The 5,912-nt window shown below is 41.7% G+C and carries 5 protein-coding genes; all 5 read right to left on the reverse strand.

The window, feature by feature from the left end; translation table 11 throughout:
- On the reverse strand, positions 1–2,003 hold a 2,003-nt coding region (locus tag H6G83_RS34370), incomplete at its 3' end, for a hypothetical protein (RefSeq protein WP_190480600.1).
- A gap of 4 nt (positions 2,004–2,007) precedes the next feature.
- Positions 2,008–2,307 carry a hypothetical protein gene (locus tag H6G83_RS34375; protein WP_190480601.1) on the reverse strand — a complete coding sequence of 100 codons (300 nt, stop codon included), beginning with the start codon at positions 2,305–2,307 and terminating at the stop codon, positions 2,008–2,010.
- Between the two features lie 111 nt (positions 2,308–2,418).
- Complete coding sequence (locus tag H6G83_RS34380) at positions 2,419–3,009, reverse strand: hypothetical protein (RefSeq protein WP_190480603.1); 591 nt, start codon at positions 3,007–3,009, stop codon at positions 2,419–2,421.
- A 308-nt stretch (positions 3,010–3,317) separates the two neighbouring features.
- Positions 3,318–4,283 (reverse strand): tyrosine-type recombinase/integrase, encoded by a 966-nt coding sequence (locus H6G83_RS34385; protein WP_190480605.1) that lies wholly within the window; start codon positions 4,281–4,283, stop codon positions 3,318–3,320.
- A gap of 1,004 nt (positions 4,284–5,287) precedes the next feature.
- Positions 5,288–5,912, reverse strand: a 625-nt coding sequence (locus tag H6G83_RS34390; protein WP_190480607.1) for a pentapeptide repeat-containing protein, incomplete at its 5' end; no start/stop codon positions are given.

Raw genomic sequence — 5,912 nt, forward strand, 5'->3', positions numbered from 1 at the left:
GCGGGAGAACAAAAATTATAAAAATCTTTGAGCGTTGGGGTTTCATCCCATTCCTTAGAGCCGAACCCGTTTTGTATTGCTTCTTTATAGCGTGATTTAATTTCATCATCATTAAAAAACGTTTTCAAAGCCAGAGCAATAATTGACTCAATATTGGTGATCATCGCCGGACTCACACCAAAACTGCTTGTCCCAACCACCATTGTCATCAACACTGATTTGAGAAATTCCTTGAAGTCATTTAATCGCTCATTTCTCAGGTCTGGAGCGAGCGATCGCAAGTCCGGCAATTCAAACAGATTGTTCGATTCGGTGGAAATATCGAAGTATGCCCCATCTTCACCTAGCAGATTGGTGTAGTCCGTAAAAGTGGATGTACCGTCTGGTTTGGGATAGTCTAGGGCCACGACTGGAATATCTTGCGCCAGGGCTGGGGTTAATATCCCTGCTACCAGCACAGATTTACCTGAACGAGTTGCACCAAACACAGCCAAATTCTTATGGCTTTGGTACAAATCTAGGTGTACTGGTGTACCACCTTCCTCTGCAATCAATTCAAACCCAGTGCGATCGCCTGTCGCCGTCCTGATCAACGGCATCAGCCCCGGCGCTTCCGAACTGAAGTAAGGTAGTCGTCGGTTGAATGGCTTTGTCAGTAAGGGTTCCCACACGAAGGGACAGCATTGCAACCACAGTTTCCAAGCATATTCAGTTTCCCGGTCTACTACCGCCGGACGCAGAAAGTAACTCGCTAAGTATCTGCAAGCTTCATCTAATTCTCTGGTCGTTGGGCGGTGAACTAAAAAAGCTACTGCGCTATGTATGACGACACTACCTTTATATATTGTCTTCTGCGCTTCTACAGCTTCCTCAATATTCATGCCTGATTTGACATCAATATTTCCTTTATTTGTAGATATGGAAGTGTTAGTAATTGATTGTTTCGTAATGCGTTGCAAATTTGTCTTTGTGATAGCTTGATTTGCCTTTGTTAGCTGGCAAATTATCTCAGTGTCAAAAATAGCCTCCCTAGAAATTAACTCCCACAAATAGCGCAATTGTGCTTGTTCATCGTACCAGCCCCCTGGTTTTTGGCTGAAGTTTAGCGCCCCAATATATTTATTTTGTAATTTCACCCATTTCCTATCAAAGAATGGTACTGATTGCTCATTCTCCAGCATTAAATGCCGGATGTGAAAATCACTTGTTTGAGTTTCTACTAGTCCGTTTATTGAATCTATTTTTAATGGATTAGGAATTGTTGGTGGGGATGATAGATTAAATTGCTGCCAAATTACCGACCATATCTCTTCGGCTGATAACACCCTAATCCCCAGCTTCATCTTGTTGCCGAGGATAGCTGACCACTGTAAGAATCCATCGTTAAACGAGTTTTGGAGAATATTTTCAATTCTAGTATTGTTATGGGCATGGATTTCACCTGTAAAGCTAAACCAGCCCTTTTCTAATTTTCTAATAATAGATTCTATAAAATCCTTTGACCTTTCATCGTCAGATACTACAGTGTAAGTACACCATAATCTTAAAAACTTATTCTTGCGAGTTCCACTTTGCGTTAATTCTTTAGTTCTTAATCTTTCACTGCGTATTAATAATTTTAATTGGTCAATTGAGCAATTAGATTCTAAGTGTGATAGTTCTTGCTGTCTGTTGTAGTCTGAAGTAAATGAACCTAAATGTATTGTTAAGTTTTCCCCTTCGGGAATTTCTTTTAGTCCCGCTTCTATCCCCTCGAAAATGGGTAGCATTTGCTCGGCTGGTAAGTTGGGATGAACTCCTAAACAGTCAAAGCAGAACTTAACTTGAATATTCTCACCTTTTTTGAGAATTAATGCACCTACGCCTTGCCTACCTCCTAAATTTAAATCACATATTCCCGCTAAATGAATAACATCCTCGAAAGGAGTGAGCATTTTGACAACACCAATCTGCTCACTTTCTATTTGACCCTTCCCTATTTTATCTTGCAAAGATTTTGGCATAATTTTATTCTTCTCCCCTCTTCTGCTGTACCGATTGATACTTCATGTATCCGCGACTAATTCTCGGAGTAGCAACAAACTTACCGAAGAAATCTCTATTAGTTGATATCGTCCACCAACTAGCCCACCCCCAGGCGATCGCTAGCCCTGTCGCTAGCCAACTTGTTTGCAGCAAGTAGTTGAAGACAAATACATTCCCTACTGCTATCAGTGTCCAAGGAAATATTTGGTCGGCGGGGAATGGCCCTAGCTTGGGTCTTTCTCCTAGAATCCTATTTACTGTGCGAAATCTTTGTTCTGACATTTTTAATATATTTGTAGAGGAAATAAGGGGAGAAAATATTGCGCTCGTGAATCCATTGCGCTCATGCGCGAATTGCGCTCTTGCAATTGCTTTACTTCTCCCCTTAATTTACTAGCTCACGTTCACTATCAACCCTGTAATAATATCCCCTACAAAAACCGCCAATACTATTATTAATGGCGTTCTTGATAGGGACTGCCAATCTTCATCATTTCGGGCTGCTTGGATAATTCTGACTAGGCTTATCCCCACATATAATAAGAACAATCCTCGCAAAACATTGAAGAATAAATCAATAACTTGTCCTATTTGAGTATCGTTGCCTCCAGAGTCTTTGAAAGCGTCTTTCATCCAAGTTTGAGCATTATTGAAAAACTGAGCATGAGCTGGCGCAGATGCAAAATCCAGTACAAAAATCACTGCTAATAACGCAAACAAAATCGCATAGAGATTGACTCCATACTTTCGCTGCACTTTATCAAAGTTGTTGAATAAGTAATTGGCTTGTTTCGGCAGTGCTATCACCATAGCCGCACCAATCATTAATCCACCCAGCAAGATGTTATGAATAGACATCTCTGCTATCATCAACCCCCCAGTCACACCCATCAGTGCGAGTGTACTGTTTTTCATAGAGTCATTTTTTGCTGGTGTAAGAGTTACTGTTGCCGTTGCCGTCTCGTATCCGTAGGATGTACGCATCTCGTTTCGTTCTCCTGAACGATTTAATGAGGAATACGCACATTGTTCTACAACTCTTTTTCAAGATACAGACACGAAAGTACTAAAAAAAATGACACGAAAGTACTAGTGTAATATTCCTAACAGCTATTTAATTCGTATTTTAAAAACAAATCTAGTATTATTAGCCTTTTGGCTTGACATACTCATCTCTGGAATCTGATATCAGTATAAATATTTTTGTAATTCGCTCCGTAAGCGCAAAATCGGGGGATTGACTTTTGCTTGGTTTTATGGTCAAAAACTAATCCCAAATAAGCAGGGATTAATTACACCGAACTAGAGTAAAGTACATTTAAAAACTTCACAGCTTCACGTTTAGCCGTTTCAGAACGCAGGTCATATTTTTGGGTAGTTGCTGGGTTAGCGTGTCCTGCCAATTCGCAAACCGTCAACACATCAACACCAGCTTCTAGTAGTCTAGTAATGAAAGTCCGTCTAAAATCATGAGGACTGAAGGGGTTTACCCCACTAGTTTCCGCACGTTTAAGACAAATTGCCATCACCGCCTGATCTGTTAAATGTTTGATATGGATGTGTCCACCACGCTTGACCGGACAAATTAACGCCCCTGGTGATTTTCCTCTAATTCTTAACCAATCTTCTATAACCAGTACTGCACCAGGAGGCAGATATACCGTGCGCGATTTGCCCCCCTTACCTAGCCGTATTTTTAATGAGTTATCCTCACGCCCAAAATCCTTGACCTCCAACGCTACTGCCTCAGCTCGTCGCAGTCCGCCACCACTCAAAATCCCTAACAGTGCTGCATCTCTTAATCCAATTGCACTGGCATCTTGTTTACAGTTGTGCAGCAGTGCGGTAATTTCTTCGGTTTTTAACACTCGCCCTCGCGGCGTTTCTGTGTCGCCGCGCACCCGCTTGAGGTCTATGGCTGACTGATAATCTTGGGCGCTCATCAAGCCCAAACGCAAGCATTCTTTCAAAACCCGTCGCAGAGCGCACAGCATTCGGTTGGCTGTTGCTGGGGAGTATTGTTCTATAAATATTGCTCGGATGGCGGCGGTGTGTTGATAACGTAAATTTGACCAATCTAGAGACAGTGCATCGCATTGGTTGCTAGTCAACAATCGTGCAATTACATTTAATGCCTTTTCGGTTGTTCGCCGCGAACCAGGGGACAGACTTGACAAATAGACCGCCGCCGGATGTAGCGTCAACGGCAGTGGCGTGGACAGCACTAAATCTATTTGCCTTGTTTTGTCCTCTCCCATCATCTGTTCGCACTACCTGACACTTAACAGATAGCTCAAACCTCATTCTCCCACCAATTGATTCACACTTAAACAGCGATGGTCTGCGACCGACCGGAGGTCATCGCCCGCGATGGCGCGATCGCGCTTTGGGAGTAGGAGGAGGCTTACGCCTACGCACATTTATTAATTAGCACACCCTACACGCACAACTGTACAAACGGAAAATAGTTTTGGTAAATACTAGTTTTCATAAACTATTTTTTTAGACATCTCCCCAAACCCGGAGCAGATAACGTCTTTGTTACAACATCGAATTTTTACCTATTCTTGGCAAAATTCTTACTAATTTTAGCTTTATACGCAGGAACTTGTTAATTTATGTGTTGAAATTAACATACAATTCTCCAGGTGCAAACGCCATCTATAAAACTAAAGCGACGTTGCTAAATCCTGGCTGCGATCGCTCTTTAGGCGGGCGCAAGCGCCATTGCTCTGAGTAACTTCATTAAGCCAAGCGATCGCTCTTGGCGGGGCGGAGCATCGTCGCAAAAACTATTGCACTTTTATGTAGCAATTGATTTTAAAGCACGGATAAACATATCCAACCGATTCCTTTTTTCAAAGGTTATAGTCTTTTATCTAAGAATTTTTCGGGTATCCGTGTTGACATAAATATACGGTAGCGTGAACGAGTGTCCCATTATGACTAATGACTAATGACCAAGCCCCCTTGGGGCGGGGTGTAAGGGTGTAGGGTGTGGGGTGTAGGGAAAGATTAGCCCCAAAGAAAAGGATGCAAGCCCCTGTATTTATACATGGAATTAAAGAAAATATGTATTTCGCTCTGGCGTAGTACGAGAAATACAGCGTCCATGCTCGAAACCCCTGATTTTAATTATGGGGTTCCCTACCCCCCACACCCTACCCCCCACACCCTGTTCATTGTTTCTAGCAAACAGTTAATAACAAATCCCTGCACTCTAGAGAAATAAGCGCAGGGATTTGTTACTCTTCATTAATTATTATTGGTGTTCACGCTTCACACCAATAGCCTTTGTAAAGTCGGCATTTTTCAAATTAGCGTTGTCAAAGTTAGCATCGGTCAAATTAGAGGAGTAGAATCTTGTCCCCCAATCTGATGTCAAATCATTAGCTATTCTCAGAATTACTAACTGCCTTGGCTGACCATTAATTGCACTCCAAGCCTGATAAATAGATAATAATGTCGCCACCAGAATAGTTAATAAAGTAACAGCTAATTTTGGGCTAGATAATCCAAATAGAGTATAACCAATAGCTACTAATAGCCCAACCAAGCTTGACAATATCAAAACCTTCATCTCATCCACAACATATCCCAATACTCCGCAAAAAGCCCCAAAATTAGCGCAAATGAATACTAAGAAATTAGCCAATGCAAGCGTCAGAATAAAAAGACTGTTGTTCATGAGCAGTTGGCTATCAAATGAAAATTCATGCAGTCGCACAAAGCCAACAATAATTAGATCAACAATACTTATTCCAAATATAGTAAATGACACAGAGACAGTGCCAAAACGGACAGATGCGGCACATAAACCAACTAGTCCAAAAAGCCACAAAATATCAGTCCCAAAGTTGTTGATTTTAATAACGTTAAAAGCCTCA

Source organism: Anabaena azotica FACHB-119, from assembly GCF_014697625.1.
Taxonomy (GTDB): domain Bacteria; phylum Cyanobacteriota; class Cyanobacteriia; order Cyanobacteriales; family Nostocaceae; genus Trichormus; species Trichormus azoticus_A.

Coding starts and splice junctions, on each gene's coding strand:
- H6G83_RS34380 (WP_190480603.1), bottom strand. CDS start 3,009: ATGCGTACATCCTACGGATACGAGACGGCAACGGCAACAGTAACTCTT.
- H6G83_RS34385 (WP_190480605.1), bottom strand. CDS start 4,283: ATGGGAGAGGACAAAACAAGGCAAATAGATTTAGTGCTGTCCACGCCA.
- H6G83_RS34375 (WP_190480601.1), bottom strand. CDS start 2,307: ATGTCAGAACAAAGATTTCGCACAGTAAATAGGATTCTAGGAGAAAGA.